This is a genomic window from Microcystis sp. M53603_WE2 (genome assembly GCF_030065435.1).
Map to the genome: position 1 here is coordinate 1 of NZ_JASJFF010000173.1, position 1,564 is coordinate 1,564.

A 1,564-nucleotide genomic window follows, 5' to 3' on the forward strand; every position below is an offset into this window, starting at 1 on the left:
TCTCTACGAAGTGGTTTATGATAGCGGCATCACTGTTTTAGTTTTGGTGAGCATTCGGGGCGATCAAGAGGTTAATGAAGTTAAACTACAAAATGAATTAGTTAGACAGGCGGGCCGTTACAATGCTAAAACAATTTTGGCTTTAAAAATACCCGATGCTGCCGCTCAACAGAAATGGGCAACTAAACCTTTACCTTTGGGTTATATTGCTCCCGACTTAGAAGATAATTTGCTCAAAAAAGCCAGCGATATAGCTCCTAAGTTTTTACGCATAGCAGACAACACGGTGACAGACTTAGAAAACTTTATCACCGGTGCTAATGAAACGGGGTTTCATGTAGTGGGAGCCAATTGGGGTCAAGATTTTATCTTACCGGAATTAATCGTCGATCTACGCAAAGCCCAGGTAGGCGATCGAGCTATTCATGATCCTAATCAAACCTTGCAAAGTGCTAGAGGAATTGAAGTCGGTCATATCTTCCAATTGGGCTATAAATATTCTCAAGCTATGAATGCTTTTTATACTAATGAAGCGGGAGAATCTACCCCCATTTGTATGGGTTGTTATGGGATTGGAGTATCGCGTTTAGCCCAGGCAGCCGTAGAACAATCCTACGATAAAGATGGTATTATTTGGCCCGTAGCTATTGCCCCCTATCAAGCGATTGTGGTTATTCCTAATTTAGCCGATGCCGAGCAGGTAAAAACCGCCGAAAGTTTATACAATGAGTTAAATCAAGCCGGCATTGAAACCCTTTTAGATGACCGGAATGAACGTGCGGGAGTTAAGTTCAAAGATGCGGATTTAATTGGGATTCCCTATCGCATTGTCACGGGTAAATCTCTCAAATCGGGTAAGGTGGAATTAGTCGAAAGAGCCAGTAAAAAAGCGTCAGAAGTAGCAATTAATGAGGTGGTTTCCTATTTAAAAACTGCTATTTCAAAGGTAAATGCTTCTGATTAAGTGATTAAATATACAGATAATTTGCTTAATTTCTTGAAAAACTTCTAAAAAAGGAGCTTTTGAGATTACTATATTATCTTTATGTCGATTTCTCTCAAAGCAAGTCTCAATCAACAAATTCAATCTCCTTAATGATGGCGATTTTTTGCTGTATTTTCTCAAGCATATAGTACTGACGACCGACTCCTGACTACCGGCTCCTAACCCCACCAACAAACTTTTTCAGCAGACCCTAATTAAGACTTGATCCAGTGGAATATGAGTCAGAAAAAATGTTTCTCCTTCCGAATCTCGCAAAGCTTCTAGATAGGCATCAATTCCTCGCGGTTGGGGACAATTTTCAACATCTGCCAAATGCAAAGCCAAAGCCGATCGCATTTGCTCCGTTGTTTCTTCTAAAGTCGCCCCTGTTGGTACACACCCTACTACATCGGGTGAATAAGCGGAAAATCCCGTTTCACTTTTTTCGAGAACAATTAGATAGGGCTTGCTGAAAAAGTTTTTCCTGGGGGCAGGGTGTGGGGTGTGGGGTGTGGGGTGTGGGGTTTTATCGATTTTCAGGTGGTCAACTACCTAATTTTCAGGGAAAAAGTACCTGAA

The 1,564-nt window shown here is 41.2% G+C and carries 2 protein-coding genes; one reads left to right on the forward strand and one right to left on the reverse strand.

Annotated features, from left to right (window positions below; translation table 11 throughout):
* The coding region (locus PX481_RS03805) for a His/Gly/Thr/Pro-type tRNA ligase C-terminal domain-containing protein (protein WP_288093715.1) at positions 1 to 964 on the forward strand (964 nt) is incomplete at its 5' end.
* 222 nt (positions 965 to 1,186) lie between these two features.
* Here the strand turns inward: PX481_RS03805 and PX481_RS03810 are convergent.
* Complete coding sequence (locus PX481_RS03810) at positions 1,187 to 1,441, reverse strand: type II toxin-antitoxin system HicB family antitoxin (RefSeq protein ID WP_043998973.1); 255 nt, start codon at positions 1,439 to 1,441, stop codon at positions 1,187 to 1,189.
* Positions 1,442 to 1,564: the final 123 nt, after the last annotated feature.